22 protein-coding genes are annotated in these 25,248 nt (G+C 64.8%); 5 read left to right on the top strand and 17 right to left on the bottom strand.

Features of this window, described 5'->3' with window-relative positions; translation table 11 throughout:
• Positions 1 to 93: 93 nt before the first annotated feature.
• From ccoP (G4G71_RS18930) to ccoN (G4G71_RS18895), 8 genes are all read right to left on the bottom strand, one after another.
• Complete coding sequence (gene ccoP, locus G4G71_RS18930; RefSeq protein ID WP_169939525.1) at positions 94 to 1,059, bottom strand: cytochrome-c oxidase, cbb3-type subunit III; 966 nt, start codon at positions 1,057 to 1,059, stop codon at positions 94 to 96.
• Positions 1,056 to 1,247: a cbb3-type cytochrome oxidase subunit 3 gene (locus G4G71_RS18925; RefSeq protein WP_024763940.1), complete on the bottom strand. Its 192-nt coding sequence runs from the start codon at positions 1,245 to 1,247 to the stop codon at positions 1,056 to 1,058. Before G4G71_RS18925 ends, ccoP (G4G71_RS18930) begins: the two co-directional genes overlap by 4 nt.
• 5 nt (positions 1,248 to 1,252) lie before the next feature.
• Complete coding sequence (gene ccoO, locus G4G71_RS18920; RefSeq protein ID WP_017516817.1) at positions 1,253 to 1,861, bottom strand: cytochrome-c oxidase, cbb3-type subunit II; 609 nt, start codon at positions 1,859 to 1,861, stop codon at positions 1,253 to 1,255.
• On the bottom strand, positions 1,861 to 3,303 hold the full coding sequence (gene ccoN / locus G4G71_RS18915; protein ID WP_045209126.1) for a cytochrome-c oxidase, cbb3-type subunit I: 1,443 nt from the start codon (positions 3,301 to 3,303) through the stop codon (positions 1,861 to 1,863). The genes ccoO (G4G71_RS18920) and ccoN (G4G71_RS18915) overlap by 1 nt, the downstream gene beginning before the upstream one ends.
• A 342-nt stretch (positions 3,304 to 3,645) precedes the next feature.
• The gene (gene ccoP, locus G4G71_RS18910) at positions 3,646 to 4,569 is read right to left on the bottom strand and encodes a cytochrome-c oxidase, cbb3-type subunit III (protein WP_169939524.1); all 924 of its coding nucleotides are present in this window, start codon (positions 4,567 to 4,569) and stop codon (positions 3,646 to 3,648) included.
• Entirely contained in the window at positions 4,566 to 4,757 is a 192-nt protein-coding gene (locus tag G4G71_RS18905) for a CcoQ/FixQ family Cbb3-type cytochrome c oxidase assembly chaperone (protein ID WP_054910537.1), read from the bottom strand. The genes ccoP (G4G71_RS18910) and G4G71_RS18905 overlap by 4 nt, the downstream gene beginning before the upstream one ends.
• 5 nt (positions 4,758 to 4,762) lie before the next feature.
• A complete protein-coding gene (gene ccoO / locus G4G71_RS18900; protein ID WP_015477751.1) occupies positions 4,763 to 5,371 on the bottom strand; it encodes a cytochrome-c oxidase, cbb3-type subunit II in 609 nt (202 codons plus the stop codon).
• Between the two features lie 10 nt (positions 5,372 to 5,381).
• A complete protein-coding gene (gene ccoN / locus G4G71_RS18895; protein ID WP_045209130.1) occupies positions 5,382 to 6,806 on the bottom strand; it encodes a cytochrome-c oxidase, cbb3-type subunit I in 1,425 nt (474 codons plus the stop codon).
• Positions 6,807 to 6,919: 113 nt separating this feature from the next.
• Between ccoN (G4G71_RS18895) and G4G71_RS18890 the strand changes: the two genes are divergently transcribed.
• Complete coding sequence (locus tag G4G71_RS18890; RefSeq protein ID WP_169939523.1) at positions 6,920 to 7,618, top strand: alpha/beta family hydrolase; 699 nt, start codon at positions 6,920 to 6,922, stop codon at positions 7,616 to 7,618.
• 89 nt (positions 7,619 to 7,707) lie between these two features.
• Complete coding sequence (gene cprA, locus G4G71_RS18885; protein WP_240964811.1) at positions 7,708 to 8,880, top strand: cationic peptide resistance protein CprA; 1,173 nt, start codon at positions 7,708 to 7,710, stop codon at positions 8,878 to 8,880.
• A 215-nt stretch (positions 8,881 to 9,095) separates the two neighbouring features.
• Here the strand turns inward: cprA and G4G71_RS18880 are convergent, their stop codons facing one another.
• Both G4G71_RS18880 and acnA read right to left on the bottom strand, forming a co-directional pair.
• A complete protein-coding gene (locus G4G71_RS18880) occupies positions 9,096 to 10,661 on the bottom strand; it encodes a methyl-accepting chemotaxis protein (RefSeq protein ID WP_169939522.1) in 1,566 nt (521 codons plus the stop codon).
• 195 nt (positions 10,662 to 10,856) lie between these two features.
• On the bottom strand, positions 10,857 to 13,589 hold the full coding sequence (acnA, locus tag G4G71_RS18875; RefSeq protein WP_169939521.1) for an aconitate hydratase AcnA: 2,733 nt from the start codon (positions 13,587 to 13,589) through the stop codon (positions 10,857 to 10,859).
• A 345-nt stretch (positions 13,590 to 13,934) separates the two neighbouring features.
• Between acnA and rlmM the strand changes: the two genes are divergently transcribed.
• Together rlmM and G4G71_RS18865 are read left to right on the top strand one after the other, a co-directional pair.
• Complete coding sequence (gene rlmM, locus G4G71_RS18870) at positions 13,935 to 15,002, top strand: 23S rRNA (cytidine(2498)-2'-O)-methyltransferase RlmM (RefSeq protein WP_169939520.1); 1,068 nt, start codon at positions 13,935 to 13,937, stop codon at positions 15,000 to 15,002.
• A 100-nt stretch (positions 15,003 to 15,102) separates the two neighbouring features.
• Complete coding sequence (locus tag G4G71_RS18865; protein ID WP_169939519.1) at positions 15,103 to 15,981, top strand: MaoC family dehydratase; 879 nt, start codon at positions 15,103 to 15,105, stop codon at positions 15,979 to 15,981.
• Between the two features lie 223 nt (positions 15,982 to 16,204).
• Here G4G71_RS18865 and G4G71_RS18860 read toward each other — a convergent pair whose 3' ends face one another.
• On the bottom strand, positions 16,205 to 17,761 hold the full coding sequence (locus tag G4G71_RS18860) for an alpha/beta fold hydrolase (protein ID WP_169939518.1): 1,557 nt from the start codon (positions 17,759 to 17,761) through the stop codon (positions 16,205 to 16,207).
• A gap of 177 nt (positions 17,762 to 17,938) precedes the next feature.
• On the opposite strand from G4G71_RS18860, the gene tusA reads away from it, so the two are divergent.
• Positions 17,939 to 18,178: a sulfurtransferase TusA gene (tusA, locus tag G4G71_RS18855; RefSeq protein ID WP_043251558.1), complete on the top strand. Its 240-nt coding sequence runs from the start codon at positions 17,939 to 17,941 to the stop codon at positions 18,176 to 18,178.
• Positions 18,179 to 18,415: 237 nt separating this feature from the next.
• Here tusA and G4G71_RS18850 read toward each other — a convergent pair whose 3' ends face one another.
• The 6 genes from G4G71_RS18850 to G4G71_RS18825 form a co-directional block, all read right to left on the bottom strand.
• A complete protein-coding gene (locus tag G4G71_RS18850; protein ID WP_169939517.1) occupies positions 18,416 to 19,231 on the bottom strand; it encodes an ABC transporter permease in 816 nt (271 codons plus the stop codon).
• A gap of 10 nt (positions 19,232 to 19,241) precedes the next feature.
• A complete protein-coding gene (locus G4G71_RS18845) occupies positions 19,242 to 20,078 on the bottom strand; it encodes an ABC transporter permease (protein WP_045209150.1) in 837 nt (278 codons plus the stop codon).
• A 15-nt stretch (positions 20,079 to 20,093) separates the two neighbouring features.
• Complete coding sequence (locus G4G71_RS18840; protein ID WP_169939516.1) at positions 20,094 to 21,239, bottom strand: ABC transporter substrate-binding protein; 1,146 nt, start codon at positions 21,237 to 21,239, stop codon at positions 20,094 to 20,096.
• Between the two features lie 57 nt (positions 21,240 to 21,296).
• Entirely contained in the window at positions 21,297 to 22,382 is a 1,086-nt protein-coding gene (locus G4G71_RS18835) for an ABC transporter ATP-binding protein (protein ID WP_169939515.1), read from the bottom strand.
• Positions 22,383 to 22,521: 139 nt separating this feature from the next.
• Positions 22,522 to 23,445, bottom strand: a complete 924-nt coding sequence (locus tag G4G71_RS18830; RefSeq protein WP_037018793.1) for a LysR substrate-binding domain-containing protein — start codon at positions 23,443 to 23,445, stop codon at positions 22,522 to 22,524.
• Between the two features lie 369 nt (positions 23,446 to 23,814).
• Positions 23,815 to 25,128, bottom strand: coding sequence for an NAD(P)/FAD-dependent oxidoreductase (locus G4G71_RS18825; protein ID WP_169939514.1), 1,314 nt, complete (start codon positions 25,126 to 25,128; stop codon positions 23,815 to 23,817).
• Positions 25,129 to 25,248: the final 120 nt, after the last annotated feature.

Genomic DNA, 25,248 nt, shown 5'->3' with positions numbered 1-25,248 from the left:
GGTCGCGTAACGAATTATGGACCCAGAAATAGAGCGGCGCCGGTATAGAAACCGGCGCCGCTGGGTGTCGCTATGGGTGTAGGAAAGAGAGGCTTATTCGGCGCTCTTCTCACCTTCGCCGTGCGACAGGCTGTACACGTAAGCAGCGAGCAGGTGGACCTGGTCTTTGCCCAGACGCTCCAACTGAGCCGGCATCTGGCCCTGGCGGCCGTAGCGGATGGTCTGCTGCAGCTGGGTGAAGCTCGAACCGTAGATGAACGCGCCCGGATGGGTCAGGTCAGGCGCACCCATGGCGGCTGTGCCCTTGCCTTCCGCACCGTGGCAAGCCACGCAGGTGGTCTGGAAGACTTTCTGGCCGTTGGCGACCTGCTCGTCAGTCACGCCCTCGGGCAGCTTGCGGCCGTCCAGCTTGGTGGTGACGAAGGCTGCTACATCGTGAACGCCGGCATCGCCGATGACTTCGCCCCAGGCCGGCATGGCCGCGTGGCGACCGCCTTCGATGGTGGCGATGATGTCCTTCGGCTCGCCGCCCCAGCGCCAGTCGGCGTCGGTCAGGTTCGGGAAACCGTGGGCGCCCTTGGCGTCGGAACCGTGGCAGACGGAGCAGTTGGAGGCGAACAGGCGGTTACCCATTTTCAGGGCCTGCTCGTCCTTGGCCACGTCCTCGATCGGCATGGCGCCGAACTTGGCGTACAGCGGGCCGTACTTCTCGTCGGCCTTGGCCATTTCCTTTTCCCACTGGTGCACACCGGTCCAGCCTTGTTCGCCGTTGGCGAATTCGGCCTTGTCCTGGTAGCCCGGCAGCAGGCCCTTCCAGTTGCCCAGGCCCGGATACAGGACCAGGTAGCCGAGGGCGAAGATGAAGGTGGCGACGAACAGCATGAACCACCACTTGGGCAGTGGGTTGTCGTACTCCTCGATGCCGTCGAAGGCATGGCCGACGGTCTCGTCGGTGGCTTCGTTGCGCTGACCGCGACGGGTGGCGAACAGCAGCCATGCCAGGGCGAAGATGGTGCCCAGGGTAAGTACGGTGACGTACAGACTCCAGAAGGTTGTCATTCTTTGTTGCTCCTAGAAGCTTGCTCTTGCTCGACGTGCTTTTTGGCGACCGGGTCATCCGCGAAGGGCAGCAGGGCGTCTTCGTCGAAGCGCTCCTTGCGTTTGCCACCGTAGGCCCAGAGCAGGACGCCGACGAAGGCGACCATCACTACTACAGTGCCGATACCGCGAATGGTCCCGATATCCATCACTGTCACCGTTTGCTCTTGATGATGGTGCCGAGGCCTTGCAGGTAGGCGACCACAGCGTCCATCTCGGTCTTGCCTTTGACGGCATCACGAGCACCGGCGATGTCTTCGTCGGTGTAGGGCACGCCCAGCGTACGCAGGGCTTCCATTTTCTTCGCGGTGTCCTTGCCGTCGAGCTTGTTCTCCACCAGCCAGGGGTAGGAGGGCATCTTCGATTCCGGCACCACGTTGCGCGGGTTGTACAGGTGCGCGCGGTGCCAGTCGTCGGAGTAGCGGCCGCCGACGCGGGCCAGGTCCGGGCCGGTACGCTTGGAACCCCACAGGAACGGGTGGTCCCAGACGCTTTCGCCGGCGACGGAGTAGTGGCCGTAGCGCTCGGTCTCGGCGCGGAACGGACGGACCATCTGCGAGTGGCAGCCTACGCAGCCTTCGCGGATGTAGATGTCACGGCCTTCCAGCTCCAGCGCGGTGCGCGGCTTCATGCCTTCGACCGGCTTGTTGGTCACGTCCTGGAAGAACAGCGGAACGATCTGGGTCAGACCGCCGATGCTCACCGCAATGACCATGAAGAAGGCCAGAAGGCCGATGTTCTTCTCGACTACTTCGTGCTTCATCAGTGAGCTCCTACAGCGGGGATCTGGGCAGCGGCATCGGCGTCAGCCTGTTTGAAACCGCGCACAGTACGGAAGGTGTTGTAGGCCATCAGCAGCATGCCGGAGGCGAAGAAGGCGCCGCCCAGCGCACGGACGATGAAGCCCGGGTGGCTGGCCTGCAGGGCTTCCACGAAGGAGTAGGTGAGGGTGCCGTCGGCGTTGATCGCGCGCCACATCAGGCCCTGGGTGATGCCGTTGACCCACATGGAGGCGATGTACAGCACGGTACCGATGGTCGCCAGCCAGAAGTGGGCGTTGATCAGGCCAACGCTGTGCATCTGCTCGCGGCCGAAGACTTTCGGAATCAGGTGGTACAGCGAGCCGATGGAGATCATCGCAACCCAGCCCAGAGCGCCGGCGTGTACGTGGCCGATGGTCCAGTCGGTGTAGTGCGACAGGGAGTTGACGGTCTTGATGGCCATCATCGGGCCTTCGAAGGTGGACATGCCGTAGAAGGCCAGGGATACCACCAGGAAGCGCAGGATCGGGTCGGTGCGCAGCTTATGCCAGGCGCCCGAGAGGGTCATCATGCCGTTGATCATGCCACCCCAGCTTGGAGCCAGCAGGATCAGGGACATCACCATGCCCAGGGACTGCGCCCAGTCCGGCAGAGCGGTGTAGTGCAGGTGGTGCGGACCGGCCCAGATGTACAGGGTGATCAGCGCCCAGAAGTGCACGATGGACAGGCGATAGGAGTAGATCGGACGCTCGGCCTGCTTCGGAACGAAGTAGTACATCATCCCCAGGAAGCCGGTGGTCAGGAAGAAGCCCACGGCGTTGTGGCCGTACCACCACTGGATCATCGCGTCGGTGGCGCCGGCGTAGACCGAGTAGGACTTGAACCAGGTGACCGGCAGTTCTGCGCTGTTGACGATGTGCAGCATGGCGGTGACGAGGATGAACGCGCCGTAGAACCAGTTGCCCACGTAGATGTGCTTGGTCTTACGCTTCATCACGGTGCCGAAGAACACCAGTGCGTAGGTCACCCAGACGATGGCCAGCAGGATGTCGATCGGCCATTCCAGCTCGGCGTACTCCTTGGAGGAGGTGTAGCCCAGCGGCAGAGTGATGCCGGCCAGCACGATCACCGCTTGCCAACCCCAGAAGGTGAAGGCGGCGAGGCTGTCGGAGACCAGGCGGGTCTGACAGGTGCGCTGTACGACGTAGTAGGAAGTTGCGAAGAGAGCACAGCCGCCGAAGGCGAAGATCACCAGGTTGGTGTGCAGCGGACGCAGTCGGCCGAAGCTGGTCCAGGGAAGGTCCAGGTTCAACTGGGGCCAAACCAACTGTGAGGCGATGTAAACACCAACCCCCATTCCAAGTATCCCCCAGACCACCGTCATGATGGCGAACTGGCGGACGACCTTATAGTTATAAGCAGTCGGACTGATTGCTGTGCTCATTCTAAGGTTCCACGGTTTTTGGATTTTATGGACAAAAAAACGGCGGCAAGTATGGAGAAAGCAGGAGGCCATTGCAACGCGCCGGGCCTTGGCGCGAAGCCGGTTTGACGCCTGCCCCGGAGCGCTTTGCGCCGCTGTTTGCCGCTCGTTTCGGCTCGCTCGTACCAACCTGGGAAGTGGGTCAGGTTAGTCGTATTGCAGGTTTGCGAATGGAAAGGAGCTTAGACGTGAACCGGAAGGGTGTGAAGAAAGGAGATAGAGAGGGTGCGACACTTCGTCGCGATATTGCGGAGGTAAGAAACTCGCGCCCGTTTTAGCGGGCGCGAGTTGGGGGCGGGGAGTTTACTTCGCCTGGCCGGAAATGTTGTAGATGTAACCGGCGAGAATGTGCACTTTGTCTTTGCCCAGGTACTGCTCCTGCGCCGGCATCTGGCCCTGGCGGCCGTGACGGATGGTCTGCTGCAGTTGCGCGTAGCTGGAACCGTAGATGAAGGCGCCCGGGTGGGTCAGGTCAGGCGCGCCCATCAGCGGGTTGCCCTTGCCTTCCGGACCGTGGCAGGCGACGCAGGTGGTGGCGAACAGCTTGCCGCCGTTGTCGACGTTCTCCGCGGTCACGCCTTCGGGCAGCTTGCGGCCGTCCAGCTTGGCGGTGACGAAGGCCGCCACGTCCTGCACGCCCTTGTCGCCCAGCACTTCACCCCAGGCTGGCATCGCAGCATGGCGGCCACCGAGGATGGTGGTCTGGATGTCCTGGGCCGTGCCGCCCCAGCGCCAGTCGCTGTCGGTCAGGTTCGGGAAGCCTGCTGCGCCCTTCGCATCGGAGCCGTGGCAGATGGAGCAGTAGGTGGCGAAGAGGCGCTCGCCCATTTTCATGGCTTGCGGGTCCTTGGCGACTTCTTCCACCGACATGGCTGCGTATTTGGCGAAGATCGGGCCGTATTTTTCCTTGGCCAGGGCTTCTTCACGCTCCCATTGCTTGTCTTGTGTCCAGCCGCCGTCGTAGCCCGGCAGGACGCCTTTCCAGTTGCCCAGGCCCGGGTAGAGCACCAGGTAGCCGGCGGCGAAGACGATGGTGCCGACGAACAGCAGGAACCACCACTTGGGCAGCGGGTTGTCGTACTCCTCGATGCCGTCGAAGGCGTGGCCCATGGTCTGGTCGGTGGTGTTCGAGGACTGCCCGCTACGGGTGGCGAAAACCAGCCACAGCAGGGCGATCAGCGAGCCGACTGTTAAAACGGTGATGTACAGACTCCAGAAGGTAGTCATGCGTTGTTGCTCCTAGAAGCTTGCTCTTTCTCAGCGTGCTGCTTGGCTACCGGGTCATCCGCGAAAGGCAGCAGCGCGTCTTCGTCGAAGCGCTCCTTGCGTTTGCCGCCGTAAGCCCAGAGCAGTACGCCGACGAAGGCAACCATCACGATGACGGTGCCGAGGCCGCGAATGGTCCCGATATCCAAGGTTGTCACCGCTTGTTCTTGATGGAGGTGCCGAGGACCTGCAGGTACGCGACTACCGCGTCCATTTCGGTCTTCCCTTTGACGGCGTCGCTGGCGCCAGCGATGTCGTCGTCCGTGTAGGGCACGCCCATGACACGCATCACTTCCAGTTTCTTTGCCGTGTCCTTGCCGTCGAGCTTGTTCTCGACCAGCCAGGGGTAGGCGGGCATCTTCGACTCCGGGACCACGTTGCGCGGGTTGTACAGGTGCGCGCGGTGCCAGTCGTCGGAGTAGCGGCCGCCGACGCGGGCCAGGTCCGGGCCGGTACGCTTGGAGCCCCACAGGAAGGGGTGGTCCCAGACGCTTTCACCGGCGACGGAGTAGTGGCCGTAGCGCTCGGTCTCGGCGCGGAACGGACGGATCATCTGCGAGTGGCAGCCCACGCAGCCTTCGCGGATGTAGACGTCACGGCCTTCCAGTTGCAGGGCGGTGTAGGGCTTCATTCCTTCCACCGGGGTATTGGTCACGTCCTGGAAGAACAGTGGGACGATCTGGGTCAGGCCGCCGATGCTCACGGCGACGGCCATGCACAGGGCCAGCAGGCCGACGTTTTTCTCGAGTACTTCGTGTTTCATGTCGGACTCCTCAGGCCATCTGCGCCGCGGCTTGCATTTCGGCCGGCTTGGCGGCCGCTACGGTGCGCCAGACGTTGTAGGCCATGACCAGCATGCCCAGCAGGAAGATGGCACCACCGATCATCCGCACGATGAAGCCGGGGTGGCCGGCGGCCAGGGCTTCGACGAAGGAATAGGTGAGGGTGCCGTCGGAGTTCACTGCGCGCCACATCAGGCCCTGGGTGATGCCGTTGACCCACATGGAGGCGATGTACAGAACGGTGCCGATGGTGGCCAGCCAGAAGTGGGTGTTGATCAGGCCCACGCTGTGCATCTGCTCGCGGCCGAAGACTTTCGGGATCATGTGGTACAGCGAGCCGATGGACACCATGGCTACCCAACCCAGGGCGCCGGCGTGTACGTGGCCGATGGTCCAGTCGGTGTAGTGGGAGAGGGCGTTGACGGTCTTGATGGCCATCATCGGGCCTTCGAAGGTGGACATGCCGTAGAAGGCCAGGGATACCACCAGGAAGCGCAGGATCGGGTCGGTGCGCAGCTTATGCCAGGCGCCCGAGAGGGTCATCATGCCGTTGATCATGCCGCCCCAGCTCGGAGCCAGCAGGATCAGAGACATCACCATGCCCAGCGACTGCGCCCAGTCCGGCAGCGCGGTGTAGTGCAGGTGGTGCGGGCCGGCCCAGATGTAGACGGCGATCAGCGCCCAGAAGTGGACGATGGACAGGCGATAGGAGTAGACCGGACGTTCGGCCTGCTTCGGAACGAAGTAGTACATCATCCCCAGGAAGCCGGCGGTCAGGAAGAAGCCCACGGCGTTGTGGCCATACCACCACTGGATCATGGCGTCAGTGGCGCCCGAGTACAGGGAGTAGGACTTGGTCAGGCTGACCGGGATTTCCAGGTTGTTGACCACGTGCAGGATCGCCACGGTCAGGATGAAGCCGCCGAAGAACCAGTTGCCCACGTAGATGTGCTTGGTCTTGCGCTTCATCAGCGTGCCGAAGAAGACGATGGCGTAGGAAACCCAGACGATGGTGATCAGGATGTCGATCGGCCATTCCAGCTCGGCGTACTCCTTGGAGGAGGTCATGCCCAGCGGCAGGGTAATGGCCGCCAACAGGATCACCAGCTGCCAACCCCAGAAGGTGAAGGAAGCGAGCGGACCTGCGAACAGGCGGGTCTGGCAGGTGCGCTGCACCGAGTAGTAGCTGGTGGCGAACAGTGCGCAGCCGCCGAAGGCGAAGATCACCGCATTGGTATGCAGCGGGCGCAGGCGCCCGAAGCTCGTCCACGGTAAGCCGAGGTTAAGGTCCGGCCACACCAATTGAGCGGCGATCAGGACACCGACGGCCATGCCGACGATCCCCCATACCACTGTCATAATGGCGAACTGGCGGACCACCTTATAGTTATAAGCGGTCTGATTGGTTGTGCTCATTTATGGGCTTCCATCCACGGTTATGGGCTATGCCCATCCCGGCAGGTTTTTTACGGCTTACGCCGCCCCTCCCCCTTGGGATAGGTACTAATTCGGAATTAGCGGAGTGAAGGATGGATAAAGGCCCGTCGAGGAATATTGATTCGGATCAATTGCCGCCTGAGACCCCTGTCGCGGGCGCATGCGGTCCTTTGTCGCTGCTGCGGAACCCGGCACGGCGCGAACTGTCGGCTACGCTGGTTCTGGCCCATGGCGCGGGTGCGCCGATGGACAGCCCGTTCATGGGCGATATCGCCGCGCGGCTGGCCGAACGGGGTATCTCCGTCGTGCGCTTCGAGTTCCCCTATATGGCTATGCGCCGCGAGGACGGCCGGCGGCGTCCGCCCAATCCGCAGAAGCACTTGCTGGAGTGCTGGCGGCAGGTTTATGCGCAGGTTCGCGCCGAAGTAGTAGGCAAGCTGGCAATCGGCGGCAAATCCATGGGCGGGCGCATGGCCAGCCTGTTGGCGGACGAACTGGGCGCCGACGCGCTGGTCTGCCTTGGCTACCCGTTCTACGCCGCCGGCAAGCCGGAAAAACCTCGCGTGGCCCATCTCGCCGAACTGAAGACGCCGACCCTGATCGTCCAGGGCGAGCGCGATGCACTGGGCGACCGCCCCACGGTCGAAAGCTACGCGTTGTCGCCGGCGATCCAGCTGCACTGGCTGGCGGCAGCCGACCATGATCTCAAGCCACTCAAGGCGTCCGGGCTGACCCATGACCAGCACCTGGAAACGACCGCCGAGCAGATAGCAGCATTCCTCGCGTCGTAACCACACCTTAAGGCAAGCCTTCCTATCCTCGCCGCCGCCGGCTCTCTGGAGCCGGCGCCCCGCTTCCAGAGGACAGGCCGAAGGCTGCCATGAACACCGAATTCGCTGATCGCATTGCCCCCCATTCTTCCCGCTTCACCCACGGCGCCGCGCACAGTCTGCTGCTGACGGGGGCCACCGGTTTCCTCGGCGGCGCTGTTGCCGCGCACCTGATTGCCGATGGCCAGAGTGAGGCGTTGCTGTTCCTGGTGCGCGCCGAAACGCCAGCCCAGGGCCTGGAGCGCCTGCGTGACAACCTGCGTTTGCACTGCGTGCCAGAGACTGTTCTGGAGCGCCTCCAAGACCGCCAGATCCTCTGCGGCGACCTGCTCGACACCGCCTGGATGCAGGGCGAGCGCGCGCGTCTGATGCGCGTGGAGCAGGTGATCAACTGTGCCGCCGTCGCCTCGTTCTCGAAGAATCCGAGCATCTGGCCGGTGAATGTCGAAGGCACCTTCGCCTTCGCCCGGCTGCTCAGCCAGTCGCGTAACCTCAAGCGCTTCCTGCATGTGGGCACGGCCATGTGCTGTGGCCCGCAGCGCGAGTCGCCGGTGCGCGAGTCCTGGGATTTCCCGGACAGCGAGGAACAGCTGGTGGACTACACCGCGTCCAAGGCTGAGATCGAGCGGCGTATGCGCGAAGAGCTGCCGCAATTGCCGCTGGTGGTCGCGCGACCGTCCATCGTGGTCGGGCATCGCGAACTGGGCTGCCGCGCCTCGGGCAGCATCTTCTGGGTGTTCCGCATGGGCTTCGCTCTGGAGAGTTTTACCTGCGGCCTGGACGAGCAGATCGACGTGATCCCGGTGGACTACTGCGCCGAAGCGCTGGTGGCCCTGGCGCTCAAGCCGAAGCTGAGCCACAGCCTCTACCACATCTCCGCCGGCCACGGTTCGGCCTGCACCTTTGGCGAGATCGACCAGGCCTACGCCGACGCCCGCGGCGAAGCGCCGGTGGGCAAGCGTTACCGCAAGGTCAGTTCACAGGACCTGCGCGAGCTGGCGGGCAGCTTCGAGAGCCGCATCGGCAAGGCCAATCCACGCCTGGTATTGCGCGCGCTGCGCCTGTACAGCGGCTTCGCCGATCTCAACTACCTGTTCGACAACCAGCGCCTGCTCGACGAAGGGATCGCTGCGCCGCCGCGCTTCACCGACTACGTGGACGTCTGCGTGCATTCCTCGCGGGATGTGAGCATCCCGGCGCAGATGCAGTGGGATTTCAAGTAGTCGGCTGAATGCTGTGGGTGGGAATGCGCTGTAGGAGCGAGCTTGCTCGCGAACCCGGCCCCGTCGCGGAGCTGTTCGCGAGCAAGCTCGCTCCTACAAAGAGCTGAGCCGCGAGGCTCAGGGCCGTAGGGCGAATAACCCGGAACGGGTTATCCGCCGTTTCAGGTTACGGCGGATAACGCTGGCGCGTTATGCGCCCTACGCGTTGTCTGGTCTCAGCGGTTGAACCGCTCCACCAGCGAGTACTGGCGCTGCGCGGTTTGCGTCAGTTCCTCGCTGAGCAGGGCGGTGCGCTGGGCTTCGCCGGACGTCTGGTCGGCGAGGTTGGCGATGGTGCTGATGTTGCGGTTGATCTCCTCGGCCACGGCGCTCTGTTCTTCCGCGGCAGCGGCGATCTGGGTGGCCATTTCGGTGATGTTGGCCACCGCGTCGCTGATGCCGACCAGCGCGCTGTCCGCCTGTAGCACGCGCTCCACGCCCTCGTCGGCCTGGCGGCGACCGGAGTCCATGGCGCGCACGGCTTCCGTGGCGGTGTTCTGCAGGTTGGCAATGAGCTGGTGAATCTGCCCGGTGGACTCGGTGGTGCGCTGGGCCAGCGAACGAACTTCGTCGGCGACCACGGCAAAGCCGCGCCCCATCTCGCCAGCACGGGCGGCTTCGATGGCGGCATTGAGTGCCAGCAGGTTGGTCTGGTCGGCGATGCCCTTGATCACGTCCACTACGCCGCCGATCTGCTCGCTGTCGCGGGCTAGCTGGCTGACCGCCTCACCGGTTTCACCCACTGAGCTGGAGAGACGCTGCATGGCCTCGCGAGTCTCGGCAGCGATCTGCCGGCCCTCGGTGGTCAGGTTGTTGGCCTGGCGGGTGGCATCGGCGGTGCGCTGCACGTTGTCGGCCACTTCCTGGGTGGTGGCGGCCATCTGGTTGACGGCGGTGGCCACCTGCTCGGTTTCCTGACGCTGGCGGTCGAGGCCGGCGGAGCTGTGGTGGGCCAACGAGTCGGCTTCTCGGGCCTGCTCGGTGAGGGTTTCGGCGGTGTCCTGCAGACGGGTCAGGCAGGTCTTCAGACGTGCTTCCTGGCTGAGAATGGACATTTCCAGGCGTGCTTGTGCGCCACGGCTGTCGGTGTACATCTGTGCGATCAGCGGGTCGGAAGTGGTCTGCTCGGCCAGGCGCAGCAGGCGCTTGAGGCCGCGCTGCTGCCAGCCGAGGCCGGCAAGGCCCAGCGGGATCGACAGCAGGGCGGCCAGCAGGAAGCCCCAATGCGAATTCAGCCAGACGCCGATAAGGAAGCCGATCTGGCCGATCAGGATGAACGGCAGCCAGTCCAGCAGCACCGGCAGCCAACGGTCGCGGGCCGGAATGGCTGACTTGCCGGTGTTGATGCGTGCGTACAGCGCTTCGGCGCGGCGGACCTGTTCGGCGGTCGGTTTCACCCGCACCGATTCGTAACCGACGATCTCGTTGCGCTCATAGATGGGCGTGACGTAGGCACTGACCCAGTAGTGGTCGCCGTTCTTGCAGCGGTTCTTGACGATGCCCATCCACGGGCGGCCCTTTTTCAGGGTCGTCCACATGTGCGCGAACACGGCTGCGGGGACATCCGGGTGGCGCACCAGATTGTGCGGCGCGCCGACCAGCTCTTCTCGGGAGAAGCCGCTGATGGCGGTGAAGGCGTCGTTGGCGTAACCGATCACGCCGCGGGCATCCGTGGTGGAGATCAGCCGCTGTTCGGCGGGGAAGGTGCGTTCACGCTGGGTGATCGGCTGGTTGTTGCGCATCAGGCTGGGATCTCGGAGAAAGGCGGATTGGTACGTCTGTCCAGCTTATCGGCCGCTGGATCGAAAATTTGATGGCGATCACAAAAAAATGTCAGAAGAGTGACGCCGAGAGAATGACGATAGCGTATCGCCACTGGTCACCGAAATGAAACGAAAGAAGGAGGGCGGCGGCCCGTTGCGGGCCGCCGCACCGCTCTAGATCAGGCTGCGCAGCACGTAGTGGAGGATGCCGCCGGCCTTGAAGTACTCGACTTCGTTCTGGGTATCGATACGGCAGAGCACCTCGAAGCTGTCCTGGCTGCCGTCTTCGCGCGTCACCCCGACCTTGAGGTTCATGTGCGGCTTCAGTTCGCCCGACAGGCCGCTGATGCTCAGCACTTCCTTGCCGGTCAGCTTCAGCGCCTTGCGGTCCTGGCCATCCTTGAACTGCAGCGGCAGCACGCCCATGCCCACCAGGTTGGAGCGGTGGATGCGTTCGAAGCTTTCGGCGATCACCGCTTTCACACCCAGTAGGTTGGTGCCCTTGGCCGCCCAGTCGCGGGAGGAACCGGTGCCGTATTCCTTGCCGGCGATGATCACCAGCGGCGTGCCGTCCTGCTGGTAGCGCATGGCGGCATCGTAGATCGCCAGCTTGTCGCCAGTCGGTACGTAGAGCGTGTTGCCACCTTCCTCGCCACCGAGCATCTCGTTCTTGATGCGGATGTTGGCGAAGGTGCCGCGCATCATCACCTCATGGTTGCCACGCCGCGAGCCGTAGGAGTTGAAGTCGGCGTAGGCCACGCCATGCTCGCTGAGGTAGCGGCCGGCGGGGCTGTCCTTCTTGATGTTGCCAGCGGGGGAGATGTGGTCGGTGGTCACCGAGTCGCCCAGTACCGCGAGGATGCTGGCGCCGTCGATGTCTTCGACCTTCGGCGGTGCATCGGCGATGTGCTCGAAGAACGGCGGATGCTGGATGTAGGTGGAGTCGTTCTGCCAGACGTAGGTCTGGGCGTCCGGCACCTGGATCGCACGCCATTTCTCATCGCCCTGGAAGACTTCGGCGTACTCCTTGTGGAACATCGCCGTGTCGACTTTCTGTACGGCGTCGGCGATTTCCTGCTGGGTTGGCCAGATGTCCTTCAGATAGACCGGTTGGCCGTCCTTGCCGGTACCCAGCGGGTCTTTGGTCAAGTCGGTGCGCACGGTGCCAGCGAGGGCATAGGCGACCACCAGTGGCGGCGAGGCCAGCCAATTGGTTTTCACCAGCGGGTGCACGCGACCCTCGAAGTTGCGGTTGCCGGAAAGCACCGAGGCGACGGTCAGGTCGGCCTGCTGTACCGCCTTCTCGATGGGCTCCAGCAGTGGCCCCGAGTTGCCGATGCAGGTCGTACAGCCATAACCCACCAGATCGAAGCCCAGTTCGTCCAGATAACGGGTCAGGCCGGCGGCGCGGAAGTAGTCGGTCACCACTTTCGAGCCGGGTGCGAGCGAGCTCTTCACCCAGGGCTTGCGCTGCAGGCCTTTCTCCAGCGCCTTCTTCGCCAGCAGGCCGGCGGCCATCATCACGCTGGGGTTGGAGGTGTTGGTGCAGGAAGTGATGGCGGCGATTACCACCGCGCCGTTCTTCAGCCTATGGGTCTGGCCCTCGTGCTGGTAATCGGCCTCGCCGGCCGCAACGGAGGCGCCCACGGCTGCACCGCCACCGCCTTCATTGAGCAGGCGGCCTTCCTCGCTGGGTACGGGCTTGATCTGCAGACCGAGGAAGTCGTCGAAGGCCTGGCTGACGTGGCCGAGAGCGACGCGGTCCTGCGGGCGCTTCGGCCCGGCGAGGCTGGCTTCGACTTCGCCCATGTCCAGTTGCAGGGAGTCGGTGAAGATCGGCTCGTGGCCTTTCTCGCGCCACAGGCCCTGGGCCTTGCTGTAGGCCTCCACCAGCTTGACGGCATCTTCCGGGCGACCGGACAGGCGCAGGTAACCCAGGGTGATCTCGTCCACCGGGAAGAAACCGCAGGTGGCGCCGTACTCGGGCGCCATGTTGGCGATGGTGGCACGGTCCGCCAGCGGCAGGTCGGCGAGGCCGTCGCCGTAGAATTCGACGAATTTTCCGACCACGCCTTTCTTGCGCAGCATCTGGGTGACGGTCAGCACCAGGTCGGTGGCGGTGATGCCTTCCTTCAGCTTGCCGGTGAGCTTGAAGCCGATCACCTCGGGAATCAGCATCGACACCGGCTGGCCGAGCATGGCCGCTTCTGCCTCGATGCCGCCGACGCCCCAGCCGAGCACGCCGAGGCCGTTGATCATGGTGGTGTGCGAGTCGGTGCCGACCAGTGTGTCGGGGAAGGCATAGGTGCGGCCGTCCTCGTCCTTGGTCCAGACGGTGCGCCCCAGGTACTCCAGGTTGACCTGGTGGCAGATGCCAGTACCCGGCGGCACCACGCGGAAGTTGTCGAAGGCGTTCTGCCCCCAGCGCAGGAACGCATAGCGCTCGCCGTTGCGCTCCATCTCGATCTCGACGTTCTGCGCGAAGGCGGACTGGCTGGCGAACTTGTCGACCATCACCGAGTGGTCGATGACCAGGTCGACCGGCGACAGCGGGTTGATCTTCTGCGGATCACCGCCGGCCTTGGCCATGGCGTCGCGCATGGCGGCGAGGTCGACCACCGCCGGCACGCCGGTGAAGTCCTGCATCAGTACGCGGGCGGGGCGGTACTGGATCTCGCGCTCGGAGCTGCGGGTCTTCAGCCAGCCGGCCAGGGCTTTGAGGTCGTCGCTGGTGACGGTGTTGTCGTCTTCCCAGCGCAACAGGTTTTCCAGCAGGACTTTCAGGGACATGGGCAGCTTGCCCAGGTCGCCGAGACTCTTCGCCGCTTCAGGCAGGCTGTAATAGTGATAGGTCTTGCCGGCGACCTCCAGGGTACGCAGGCTGTTCAGGCTATCCACTGCGGGCATGACATTCTCCTCAGGCTTGGATTCTGCTCGTGATCGTCAGGCACGGCTGATGTCGGGTGCGCTAGCGATACTTGGCGAAAGTGCGTTCAACCGAGCTGATCCATCGCAGAAAAAGCGCGATTGGCGGCAAATTTCGCCATGCAGGGCAATCATCGGGCAGTCTTCTGGGCGGTTAGGCCAGAACACTCAAGCTAGACCGTCCGACGGGGTGTTGCCATCTGTTCTGGACCGTTCGCTTGGCTAACGGGTTCAGAACAAATGACTCTGTCTGTGGGACCATTCCTGTAAATCAGCATGAAACCTTCGTGGGCAGCCTCTATAGTGCGCGGCCGAGGAGACACCCCGATGAATACCCTGTTACTGCACTGCCGGCCGGGCTTCGAGAACGAGGTCTGCGCCGAGCTGTCCGAGCACGCCGCGCGCCTGGACATTCCCGGCTACGCCCGCGCCAAGCCGGCTACCGCCTACGCCGAATTTATCTCCATGGACGCCGATGGCGCCGAGCGCTTGATGCGCCAACTGCGCTTCCCCGAGCTGATCTTCCCGCGCCAGTGGGCGCGTGGCACGGGCTTCACCACCCTGCCGGAGCAGGACCGCATTGGTGCGATCCTCGAGGCCCTGGCCGGCTTCCCGCAGTGTGGCAGCCTCTGGCTGGAGGTGTTCGACACCAACGACGGCAAGGAACTCTCGACCTTCTGCCGCAAGTTCGAGAAGCCCCTGCGCGGGGCTCTGGTGAAGGCCGGCCAGCTGGTGGAAGACCCCAGCCTGCCGCGCCTGCTGCTGACCTTCCGCTCTGGCCGCGAGGCCTTCATCGGCCTGGCCGAGGCGCGCAACTGCGCCATGTGGCCGATGGGCATTCCGCGCCTGAAGTTCCCACGCGAGGCGCCCAGCCGCTCGACGCTCAAGCTGGAAGAAGCCTGGCACCACTTCATACCCCGCGCCGACTGGGACCGCCGCCTGGCGCCGGACATGCTCGCCGTGGACCTGGGCGCATCGCCCGGCGGCTGGACCTGGCAGCTGGTGAACCGGGAGATGCGCGTGGTTGCCGTGGACAACGGGCCGATGGCGGAGAACCTGATGTACTCCGGGCTGGTCGAGCACCAGCGCGTCGATGGCTATGCCTTCCGCCCGCGTCAGCGCATGGACTGGATGGTCTGCGACATCGTCGAGAAGCCTGCGCGCACGGGAGCGATGATCGAGACCTGGATCGGCGAGGGGTTGTGCCGCGAGGCCATCGTCAACCTCAAGCTGCCGATGAAGCAGCGTTATGCCGAGGTGCGGCGCATCCTCGACCGCCTGGAAGAGTCCTTCCGCGGACGCGGGCTGAAAGTGCAGATCGGCTGCAAGCAGCTCTACCACGACCGTGAGGAAGTGACCTGCCACCTGCGCCGCATCGAGAAGGGCGAGCGCTAACGACTCGGAACGGCTCCGTGGCGCCACCCGACCTTTGGTGGCTTGTCGCGCCGCCCTGCATTGCCCATGCTAGGCGGCGCGAATCCTTGCGGAGACCTTCGTGAAGCGAAAGTTGCCCTCCCTGCTGGGCAGTTACAGCCGTATGCTGCTGCCGCGCCGTGGCCTTGGCCGTGATGAGCGCGTGCCTTACCTGGCAATGGACAGCCGTACCCTGAAATTCGACCTGCGCCACCTGCGCGCGTACCGCGAGCATTTCGGGCTGGACCCGGCGCTGGGTGTGCCGCTGCTCTATCCGCAGGTGATCAGCCTGCCGCTGCACCTGCGCCTGCTCAGCCGTTCGCGCATGCCGCTGTCGGTCGTGGGGCTGATCCACCTGCGCAGCCATATCCAGCGCTACCGCATGCTCGATGAACACGAGCCGCTGCAGTTCGACTGTCGCATCCTCACCAGCCGGCGTAGCGAGCTGGGCCTGGAGGTGGATGTGGTCACCGAAGCCTGGCACCACGACATGCTGTACTGGCAGTCGATCACCACCTACCTGCGCCGCGGCGACTTCCTCGATGCCGAGGCCGAACCCGATTCGCTACCCGAGCGTGCCCAGTGGCACACGCTGGAAGCGCCGGTGCACTCCGGCGTGCAGTGGCGCGTGCCGAAGATCGTCGGCTGGCGCTACGCCGGGCTGAGCGGCGACTTCAACCCGCTACACCTGTCGCGGCTGATGGCCTCGCACTACGGCTTTGGCAAACCTTTCGCCCACGGCATGTGGGGCCTGGCGCGCAGCCTGACCGGCCGCCGCCTGGCGGAGAACGTACGCCTGGATGCCCACTTCAAGGCGCCGCTGCCGCTGGGCAGTCAGGTGAAGCAGGTCTATCGCCGCCTCGGCAAGAAGGAGCAGTGGGCGTTATTGCCGGCGGAAGGCGATGGCCAGCCGATGCTGCTGGCGCAACTGGACGAGGCGCCGGATGGGCCGTTGCGCTAGACGCCTCGCCGGGAAGCGTTGGTGCGGCTCTGTTCGCGAGCAAGCTCGCTCCTACAAACAGAGCGCCGATGCAAACCTGTAGGAGCGAGCTTGCTCGCGAACCGCTCGGCGCAGCGCCTGCCCGATGCTGACAGCCCGTCGATGTCTGCCGCCATTACTCGCGGGCCATTGATGGGTATCGCTTCGCTCCACGCCATCCTACGGTTCGACGAACGATGCGTATTTATCGACGCTCCGCCACACGCGGCTGCAGCGGCACCAGGCTCGGTAGCTGTACCTCGCCCTGCAATTCCACCGGTGAGAAACGCCAGGAACTGTTGAACAGGTACTGGTCGCTGAAACCGCTCACCTGCAAGCCGATCTCGTCCCCCGGCGCAAGGCTGGCGCTGACGGCGTTGAGGCGTGTGCTGCCCTGGTTCGCCAAAGGTTTCACCTGTTCATCCAGGCGCCGCGTGCGGCCATCGGCGCTGCGGATCGCCAGTGCCGCGAAAAACTGTGCGTCCGGGCGCTCCGTCAGCGGTTGATCCAGGCGCACTTCGGCGCTGCCGAGCAAGGCGCTGGTTTCGCTCACGCGCTGCAAGGGGATGAACGTCGAAGGCTGAACCAGGCCACTCAATGCCGGGCGGATCGCCGTGGCCGGCAGCGTGACGGTTACGCCAGGAGGAGGCAGGCCGTCCAGCGCCACACCCTGGTCGAGATCGAGGCTGATGCACAGGTCCGGCACGCCGTCGGCGGCGCCGGGGCGCTTGCGCAGCTTTTCCTCGTACCAGGCGACTATGCCGGTGTAGAGGTTGATCGCCCGCGAGCCGCAATGGATCACCGGCTCGTTGTTGAACGGCGGCAATCCGCTCCAGGCTTGCAGGGGCGGCGGAAGGATGTGCCCGCCCTGCATGCCGAGCAGGCGCACGTCAGCCGGGCCCTGCTTCAGGCACTGGCGAATCTGCAGGCCCTGGTCCAGCGGGAACAGGGTATCGCGCAGGCCCTGGATCAGCAGGGCGTCGGCGTGGGGCAGGCGGCCCGCTGCGCAATAGCTGGCCAGACTGTTGGCGTGCAGTTCGGCCTGCACCGGCGCGGCCATGCGCCCGCCGGTGGTGTGCAGGTAATCGGCCTGGACGAACTTGCCCAGGTCGTAGCCGGTAGCGAGGCCGAGGCTGACCAGCACGCCGCCCCAGCCGATCTTCAGCTGGCCGTCCGGCGCCAGGGCGTCGGCCAGGTCGTACCAGGTGGCGATGGGCACGATGGCGTCGATGCGTGGGTCTTCCGCCGAGGCCAGCAGCTGCACGGCGCCGCCGTAGCTTTCGCCGAGCATGCCGACGCGCGGGTCGTTGGGGCCGTCCTCCGTCAGGCGCGGCAGGTGCGTGGCGGCCCAGTCGATCACCGCGCTGGCGTCCTGCACCTCGAACTGCGGGTTCATCATCTCGATGCGCCCATCGCTGCCACCCCAGCCGCGCTGGTCGTAGCTGATCACCCAGAAACCGGCCTTCCAGGCGCGCAGTGCGGCGCGGCCGGACATCATGTTCTTGCCGTAATACCCGTCCGGCCCGGTCACCCGCCAGCCGCCCCAGCCGTGGGTGTGGACGATCACCGGAGCTGTTTCGCCTGCCTTCAGCGCGGGCTGGAACACGGTGGCGGAGAGCTTCGTGCCATCGCGCGCAACGATGACCGCCTCGAACCAGGTGGCCGGCAGGTCCTTGCCCTGGCTGGCGCTGAAGTCGGGAAGCTGGTCGCGCGCGGCGCAGCCGGCGAGCAGGGCAAGGCACAGGCAGAGGAGGGCGCGCATCGAGGTTCCTGTCGAGAGGGGCGGCTATCCGGGCGGACAGCGTGGGCGGATGCGCCAGCATGCCCGGCGCCCGCAGCGCCCACCCCCAACCAAGGTTCGGTGACCCGGACGGACGCGAGGTGACCGCACGGTGCGCTTTGCGCGACAATGCGCCATTGGATTTTCTGGAGTGACGTGATGTCCCAGCCTGTCGATGCGATTCTCGACGCCACCGGCCTCAATTGCCCCGAGCCGGTCATGATGCTGCACAACAAAGTGCGCGACCTGCCGGCCGGCGGCCTGCTCAAGGTGATTGCCACCGACCCTTCCACCCGCCGTGACATTCCCAAGTTCTGCGTCTTCCTCGGCCACGAGCTGGTGGAGCAGCAGGAAGAGGCGGGGACCTATCTGTACTGGATTCGCAAGAAGGCAGACTGATCGTTCTGCCGATATCCGGACGCGCGTAGGAGCGGACTTCGTCCGCGATAGATTCCCGGCTGCTCCGAGCCGGACTGTTGCAGATCGCGGACAGAGTCCGCCCCTAAGCTGGGTCTCGGCCTCAGAGTCACCGGCGATAGCGCTGTTCTGTAGGAGCGAGCTTGCTCGCGAACCGCCTAGCGCCGGAGCTGCCGGGGGAGTTGTTCGCGAGCAAGCTCGCTCCTACAGGGAAAGGCTTCAGCTTCCTACCGGGCGTGCTGCAATCTTCTGGGCGATCATCCGCCCGATCAGCGCGACGAAGGTGAGGGCGATCAGCACCACCGAAATCGCCGCCACCGCCGGGTCGATGTTGTCACGCAGGCCGGACCAGATCTGCCGCGGCAACGTGTTTACCTCGGTGCTGGTGACGAACAGGGTCACCGCGATCTCCTCCCAGCTCAGTGCGAAGCACAGCAGCGCCGTGCTTGCCACGCCCAGCTTGAGGTTCGGCAGCACCACCATGAAGGTGGTCTGGCCGAGGCTCGCGCCGAGGTTGCGTGCCGCCAACTCGATGCGCCGGTCCAACTGGCTGAGCGCCACCAGCATGGTCACCACGCCGTAGGGCACCACCATCACGATGTGCGCGATGGTCAGGCCGACCAGGGTGTCGTAGCCCAGGCCGGGGGCGAACTGGCTGACCTTGGTTTCCATGAAGTACAGGACCATCGCCGAGATCATCGGCGGGATCGCCATGGGCAACAGCACCAGGCCGATCAGCAGGGTCGCCAGTCGCGAGCGCAGGTACCAGATGCCGAGGCTGAAGCTCACCGCCAGCGCGGTCGCAATGATGCAGGTGGCGGTGGCGACGATCAGGCTCTGGCCGATCGCCGAGAGCCATTCCGGGCTGTCCAGCAGCGCGTGGTAATGCCGCAGCGACCAGTTGCCGTTGGGCATCGACAGGAAGCGCTTGCTGGTGAAGGACACCGGGATCACCGCCAGCAGCGGGAAGATCATGAAGATCATCGCCATGGTCGCCAGCAGGCGGCTGGGGGCTTTGGTTTCGTGTGCGTTCATTCTTGAATCCTCAGCCGACCAGCTTGTCGACGCGGGTCATGCGCAGCAGCGCCCAGATCATCCCGCTCACCAGCGCCAGCAGCACCACCGAGAGCGCCGCGCCCAGGCCCCAGTTGCTGGTCTGGAACATCTGCAGGTAGACGTACTCGGCCACCATCACCGTCTGCCCACCGCCGAGGATCGCCGGGGTGATGAAGAAGCCCAGGCAGAACACGAAGACGATGATGAAGGCGCCGAGGATGCCGGGAATGGTCTGCGGCACGAAGATGCTCCAGAAGGTGCGCATCTGCCCGGCGCCCAGGCCCCGCGCAGCGAGCAGCACGCGCGGGTCGAGGCGGCGCATGGTCGAGACCAGCGGGAACAGCGCGAAGGGCACCATGAAGTGGACCATGCCGATCACCACGCCCAGTTCATTGCGTGTGAGCTGCAAGGGCTCGTTCGTGATGCCCAGGTACTGCAGCCAGTCGTTGAGCAGACCGTTGCTGCGCAGGGCGATCAGCCAGCCGAAGGCACGCACTAGCACCGACAGCCAGAACGGGATGAACACGCAGATTTCCACCACGCGCTGCCAGAACGGCGGGCTGTAGACCCAGCAGTAGGCCATCAGGTAGGCGATCACCAGGGAGATCACGCTGACCGTGGTGCACAGGCGGAAGGTCCGCCAGAGCACGTCGTGGATCGCCGGGTCCGTCATGATCCGCTGGTACTGCTCGATCCCCGGCTCGGGCAGGGTCACGCTCCAGCCGAGCACGCCGAGGAAGGGCAGTACGTAGAACACGAACAGGACGATCGGCAGCGGCAGCAGCAGGGCGCCCAGCTTGAGCCGCGAGGGGGCGTTATCGGCCATGACCTGCGCTCCGCGTCACTTGGAAATGTGGGTCAGGTACTGCTCCAGGGTCGCCGCGTAGTGGTCGGTGTACCACTCGTGGCTGAGCATGATCTGCTTGGGCAGGTTCGCCGGGTCCGTGCAGTTGAGGTGCTTGCGGTCCTCGGGGATCAGCGCGGCGGCGGCGGGGTTGGCCGGGCCGTTGCCGAACATCTTGAACAGCTCGACCTGGGATTGCGGGTCCTGGGCGTAGGCGATGAACTTCATCGCGGCCTCGGTGCCGGCCGGGTTGCCCTTGAGCACGCCCCAGTTGCTGCAGCCCAGCAGGGCATTGTCGAAGGTCCACTTGATGCGGTCTTCGCTGTCCTCGGTGATCACCTGGGCGCGGGTGTTCCAGATCGCGCCCATGGACACTTCGCCCTCGATCAGTAGTTGCTGGGTTTCCGCGCCCGAGCCCCAGAAGGCCAGTACGTGGGGTTTCAGCTCCTCGATCTTCTTCATGGCGCGGGGTACGTCCAGCGGGTAGAGCTTGTCCGGTGCCACGCCGTCGGCGAGCAACGCGGCTTCGAGCATGCCGTTCATCCACTTGTAGAGGGTGCGCTTGCCGGGGAAGGTCTTCACGTCCCAGAAGTCCGCCCAGGTCTTCGGCGCCTTGTCGCCGAAACGCTCGCTGTCATAGGCGATCACGTAGCTGAGCATGTAGTCGGCGATGCCGTATTCGTAGGCGAAGCCGGGCAGTACCTTGTCCCTGGACACGACGTTGTAGTCGATCGGCTGCACCAGGCCTTCCTTGCCGAGGTTCTGCAGGATCGAACTCTCCGCGTCGACCACGTCCCAGCTCACCCGGCCGCTGGACAGCTGGGTGCGGATGGCGCCCTCGGTGGGGCCGCCGCCGTCGATCTTCACCGGGATCCCGGTGGCCTTGGAGAAGCCCTCTGTCCAGGCCTTGCCGAACGCCTTGATCGCGTCGCCGCCCCAGTTCACCACCACCAGCGGCTTGTCGCCGGCGGCGAAGCTCACGCCGTTGCGCAGGGCCAGCGGCAGGGCGGCCATCAGGCCCATGCCCTTGAGGAAGGTGCGGCGGTCGATCTGGCCGCGACGGGTCTTTTCGATGAGGACTTCGATGCAGTCTTGCTGGTGCGGATTGAACTCTTTCGGATTGAATTCTTTTGGATTGAACATGGGGGGCAGCTCCCGATCAGGTGGGATGGCGAAAAGGGGACTAACGCGTTCGGTGGCTCAGGCCAGCAGCAGGCTTTTCTCGATGGGCCAGCTCAGCCAGACCTTCGAGCCGTGCTCCAGGCGCGAGGCCTGGTGGTCGGCATGTACGGCCAGGCTCATGGGCAACTTGCCTTCGGCGCCGGCACCCAGGCACAGCTCGGTGCTGGCGCCCTGGTAGGTCTTGGCGGTAAGCACGGCCTGCACCACGTTGTGGCCGTTCACCTGCGGCGGTGCGCTGTGCAGCTGCATGTGCTCGGGGCGTACCGCCAGCAGCGGCGCGTCGGCCTGCAGGGCGGGGGAGTAGCTGGCGCGCAGTTCGGCCTCGCCGAAGCGTCCGCAGGCCAGTTCGCCGGCGCGGCCCACCTGACTGAGCGGGAACAGGTTCATCTTGCCGAGGAACTCGGCGACGAAACGGTTGTTCGGCTGGTTGTAGATGACTTCCGGCGCATCGACCTGGGCCAGTTGGCCACGATTGAAGATGGCGATGCGGGTGGACAGGGCGAGGGCTTCGTTCTGGTCGTGGGTGACGAAGACGAAGGTGGTGCCGACCTGGCGGTGGATGCGTTGCAGTTCGGCCTGCAGTTGCTCGCGCAGATTCTTGTCGAGAGCGGAGAGCGGTTCGTCGAGCAGCAGCATGTCCGGCTCGAAGACCAGGGCGCGGGCGATGGCCACGCGTTGCTGCTGGCCGCCGGAGAGCTCGCCGGGACGCTTGCCCAGGTGCTCGCCGAGGCCGACCACGTCGAGCATGTGGCGCACGCGGCGGTTGCGCTCCTCGGCCTTCACGCCACGAATCTTCAGCGGGAAGGCGACGTTGTCCTCGATGCTCATGTGCGGGAACAGGGCGTAGCCCTGGAACACCATGCCGAAGTTGCGCTTCTCGGCGGGGCGCTTGGTGATGTCGGCGCCGCCTTCCTCCAGACGACCGCGGGACGGGTCCTGGAAGCCGGCGAGGATCATCAGGAAGGTGGTCTTGCCGGAGCCCGACGGGCCGAGGAGAGTGAGGAACTCACCCTGCTGGACGTCGATGTTCACGCCATCCAGCGCGTTGAAACTTCCGTAGCTCTTGCCGATGCCGATGGCACGGAGTTGGGGCTGTCGCTCCACTGCACTTACCTCGATTTCTTGTTCTTGTTCGAGCAGCCGCCGGGTGAGGATCAGGTAAAAATCAGCGGCCTTTTTTTAACGCAGTATTGTCAAATCTCTCTTCGCTTCAATCGCGTTTTTTTGCCCTCATTGTTCGAAATCACTCACCAATCAGCGCATGACGCGCATTCTGGCGGAACTGCTCGGACATCCGCAGCTCGGCCTTCATCCACGCCTTGAAGGCCCGTACGTCGGGGCGTTCGGACTTGGCCGGGTCGGTGACGAAGTAGTAGCGGTTGGGCGGCTCGATGGCGACGTTGAACAAACGCACCAATTGGCCCTTGGCCATGGCGTCACCGCTGACCAGTGCATCGCCCATGGCCACGCCCTGGCCGGCGATGGCTGCCGACTGCACCAGGTGCGCGTCGGAGAAGACGATGCCGTTGCGCACGTTGAGGTTCTTCACCCCGGCGGCGGCGGTCCACAGCAGCCAGTCGGAGTGATCGACCATGTGCAGGAACGGCAGGCTGGCCAGGTCTTCCGGCGAGTCGAGGCCGCCCACCGAGTTGATCAGCGACGGGCTGCACACCGGGAAGGTGTCCAGGGTGGCGATCAAGTCCACGTGCAGGTCCTGCCAGTCGCCCACGCCGTAGGCGATGAACAGGTCGACGTCGCGGTCGCTGACATCGTCGGGGACGCGGGGCGAGACCAGGTTCAGCTCCACCTGCGGGTGGGCGCGCTGGAACTTGCCGATCTGGTGGCACAGCCAGTAGGTGGCAAAGCCCGGCGTGCAGCTCACGCACAGGCGGCCGGAGACCTCCTCGGCATTGGCGAAGCGCCGCGCCTCATTGAGGATCGCCAGGGCGCGCTGGGTTTCGCGGGCGAAGCATTCGCCGTGATAGGTCAGCGCTATGCCGCGGCCAACCCGTTCGGTGAGCGGGATGCCCAGGCAGTCTTCGAGGCTGTGCAACTGGTGGCTGACGGCGCTGCGGGTCAGGCTCAGCTCGCTGGCCGCGCCGGACAGGCTGCCCAGACGGGCGACGGCGTCCAGCACGCGCAGGGCGGTCATCGAGGGGAAACGCATGGCTCACTCCAAGTGCGCGAAGTGGAGCCTTTATCCCTGAGCGGGGCGGTGGTGTCGAGTGGCTGCGGGTACGGGCGGAGGTAGGGGGGGCAGCGTACGGGGAAGCCTGTAGGAGCGAGCTTGCTCGCGAACGGCGCCGCTGCGGGGCCAGGTTCGCGAGCAAGCTCGCTCCTACAAAGAGCCGTTCGTGCGCAACGTAAACCCCGGCCTTCAGCACGAACGTAGGATGGGTGGAGCTTGCGATACCCATGCTGCCGGTGCCCGGCCATCGATGGGTATCGCTGCGCTCCACGCCATCCTGCATAGGCGTTTGCCGGGCAGGTCGGCAGAGTGCGGCTCGCTCCTGCAGATTGGCTCCAGAGCTGGCCGTTAGCGCAGCTTCTCCATCATCTGGTAGTACCACATGCCCGCCGCCAGCATCGGGTTGCCGAACACGTCGCCCATGGGCACGCGGATGTGCTTGCACTGGGCGAAGGTGTCGAACTTCTCCAGGTCGCCGGTCATCGCCGTGGCCATGATCTCGCCCATGATGTGGGTGGTCGCCACGCCGTGGCCGGAGTAGCCCTGGCAGTACCAGACGTTCTCCGACAGCTTGCCCAGCTGCGGGATGCGGTTCATCACGATGCCCATGGCGCAGCTCCACTGGAACTCGATGTCCACGCCCTTGAGCGCCGGGAAGGTGCGCTCGATGCACGGGCGCAGTTCGCCGGCGATGTCGCGCGAGTCGCGGCCCGAGTAGTTGGCGCCGCCGCCGAACAGCAGGCGGCCGTCGCCGGTCATGCGGTAGTAGTCGAGCACGAAGCGGCAGTCGTAGACGGCCAGGTCCTGCGGGTTGATGCGCTTGGCCAGCTCGCCCAGCGGCTTGGTGGTGACGATGCCGCCCATGGCCGGGAAGATCATGCCCTTGAGCTGCTTGCGCTCCAGCTTGTGGTAGACGTCGCCGGCCAGCATCACCTGCGCGGCGTTGATCCGGCCGCCGGAGGTGACCACCGCCGGGCGCGGGCCGTGGATGATGTCCAGCACTTCGGAGTGCTCGAAGATCAGAGCGCCCAGGCTAACGGCGGCCTTGGCTTCGCCGATGCACAGGTTGAGCGGGTGCAGGTGCATGTTGCGGGTGTTCTTGATGGCGCCGCAGTACAGGTCGCTTTCCAGGTGCGCGCGCACGCCGGCGCCGTCCAGCAGGCTGATCTCGTCGCCCATGCCGCGGCGCTTGGCGTCATCGAAGGTGGCCTTCAGTTCGTCCATGTGCGACTGCTTCATCGCCGCGTGCAGGTGGCCGAACTTCAGGTCGCACTGGATGCCGTATTTCTCCACGCGGCTCTTGATGATCTCGTGGCCGCGCCAGCGCAGGTGCCAGATGAAATCGTCGACGTCGTCGCCGAGCCACTGGCGCATCTGCTTCTCCATCGCGGAGTCGCCGGAGAGGCTGCCGGTGACCTGCCCGCCGTTGCGCCCGCTGGCGCCCCAGCCGACCTTGTTGGTCTCGACGATGGCAACCTTGTAGCCGCGCTCGGCCAGCTCCACGGCAGTGGCGACGCCGGTGAAGCCGCCGCCGATGATGGCGATGTCGACGTTCACCTCGCCCTGCAGCGTGGGGTAGCTGGTCTCTTCGTTGAGGCTCGCGGAGTAATAGGACTTCGCGCGCTCGGGGGCGGGAGTGGCGGGGTTCAGTGCAGCGTTCATTTTTGTGTTTCCCTTGTTGTTCCTTTCCCTCTCCCTAGCCCTCTCCCTGAAGGGAGAGGGAACTGATCGGAGCGGGACTTCAAATCGTCGTTTGCCGGCAGCTTCGTTGCGTCGAGTGAC

The sequence above is a fragment of the Pseudomonas multiresinivorans genome (genome assembly GCF_012971725.1).
GTDB lineage: Bacteria > Pseudomonadota > Gammaproteobacteria > Pseudomonadales > Pseudomonadaceae > Pseudomonas > Pseudomonas multiresinivorans.
This window is presented reverse-complemented; position numbering and strand designations above follow the sequence as displayed.

Excerpts from the sequence above, each read along its gene's own strand:
- ccoP (WP_169939525.1), bottom strand. The coding sequence starts at position 1,059 with ATGACAACCTTCTGGAGTCTGTACGTCACCGTACTTACCCTGGGCACC.
- G4G71_RS18925 (WP_024763940.1), bottom strand. The coding sequence starts at position 1,247 with ATGGATATCGGGACCATTCGCGGTATCGGCACTGTAGTAGTGATGGTC.
- ccoO (WP_017516817.1), bottom strand. The coding sequence starts at position 1,861 with ATGAAGCACGAAGTAGTCGAGAAGAACATCGGCCTTCTGGCCTTCTTC.
- ccoN (WP_045209126.1), bottom strand. The coding sequence starts at position 3,303 with ATGAGCACAGCAATCAGTCCGACTGCTTATAACTATAAGGTCGTCCGC.
- ccoP (WP_169939524.1), bottom strand. The coding sequence starts at position 4,569 with ATGACTACCTTCTGGAGTCTGTACATCACCGTTTTAACAGTCGGCTCG.
- ccoO (WP_015477751.1), bottom strand. The coding sequence starts at position 5,371 with ATGAAACACGAAGTACTCGAGAAAAACGTCGGCCTGCTGGCCCTGTGC.
- ccoN (WP_045209130.1), bottom strand. The coding sequence starts at position 6,806 with ATGAGCACAACCAATCAGACCGCTTATAACTATAAGGTGGTCCGCCAG.
- G4G71_RS18890 (WP_169939523.1), top strand. The coding sequence starts at position 6,920 with ATGGATAAAGGCCCGTCGAGGAATATTGATTCGGATCAATTGCCGCCT.
- cprA (WP_240964811.1), top strand. The coding sequence starts at position 7,708 with ATGAACACCGAATTCGCTGATCGCATTGCCCCCCATTCTTCCCGCTTC.
- G4G71_RS18880 (WP_169939522.1), bottom strand. The coding sequence starts at position 10,661 with ATGCGCAACAACCAGCCGATCACCCAGCGTGAACGCACCTTCCCCGCC.
- acnA (WP_169939521.1), bottom strand. The coding sequence starts at position 13,589 with ATGCCCGCAGTGGATAGCCTGAACAGCCTGCGTACCCTGGAGGTCGCC.
- rlmM (WP_169939520.1), top strand. The coding sequence starts at position 13,935 with ATGAATACCCTGTTACTGCACTGCCGGCCGGGCTTCGAGAACGAGGTC.
- G4G71_RS18860 (WP_169939518.1), bottom strand. The coding sequence starts at position 17,761 with ATGCGCGCCCTCCTCTGCCTGTGCCTTGCCCTGCTCGCCGGCTGCGCC.
- tusA (WP_043251558.1), top strand. The coding sequence starts at position 17,939 with ATGTCCCAGCCTGTCGATGCGATTCTCGACGCCACCGGCCTCAATTGC.
- G4G71_RS18850 (WP_169939517.1), bottom strand. The coding sequence starts at position 19,231 with ATGAACGCACACGAAACCAAAGCCCCCAGCCGCCTGCTGGCGACCATG.
- G4G71_RS18845 (WP_045209150.1), bottom strand. The coding sequence starts at position 20,078 with ATGGCCGATAACGCCCCCTCGCGGCTCAAGCTGGGCGCCCTGCTGCTG.
- G4G71_RS18840 (WP_169939516.1), bottom strand. The coding sequence starts at position 21,239 with ATGTTCAATCCAAAAGAATTCAATCCGAAAGAGTTCAATCCGCACCAG.
- G4G71_RS18830 (WP_037018793.1), bottom strand. The coding sequence starts at position 23,445 with ATGCGTTTCCCCTCGATGACCGCCCTGCGCGTGCTGGACGCCGTCGCC.
- G4G71_RS18825 (WP_169939514.1), bottom strand. The coding sequence starts at position 25,128 with ATGAACGCTGCACTGAACCCCGCCACTCCCGCCCCCGAGCGCGCGAAG.